Source organism: Thermococcus sp. 21S7, assembly GCF_012027615.1.
Taxonomy (GTDB): Archaea; Methanobacteriota_B; Thermococci; order Thermococcales; family Thermococcaceae; genus Thermococcus.
Map to the genome: position 1 here is coordinate 1 of NZ_SNUT01000028.1, position 395 is coordinate 395.

A 395-nucleotide genomic window follows, 5' to 3' on the forward strand; every position below is an offset into this window, starting at 1 on the left:
TAATTTACTCTTAATATGCTTCGCATCCACTATTATTACTAAATCCTTATCCTCAGTATAAGTATAATACAGCTTAAACCTCTCCTCGGGCTCTTGCTGAAGCACGCCTCTAAGGCTCTTAGGATCATAAAGCAAACTCTTTACCAAATCCTTTGAAATTTTCCTAAGCTGAAGACGATACTCGCAATGAGGAGTAAATGTCACCTCTGAAATGCTTTTGGATCTCAATAGAGCTACGAACTTAGTGAAATCCATGTTCCTTCAAAATATTATAATCCAAACCAGGCATTTAAATATTATGCTCACTTGTCGAGGTATTTTTAGCTTTTCTAAGAAGATCAAGGGAGAGGTGTTAAAGACTATTCTCACTTTTTAGCTCCTCCAAGAGCTTTTTG

The 395-nt window shown here is 36.5% G+C and carries 1 protein-coding gene; it reads right to left on the reverse strand.

Going from position 1 to position 395, the window contains the following annotated elements:
• On the reverse strand, positions 1–255 hold a 255-nt coding region (locus tag E3E51_RS13065; RefSeq protein ID WP_206204590.1), incomplete at its 3' end, for a hypothetical protein.
• Positions 256–395 lie beyond the last annotated feature (140 nt).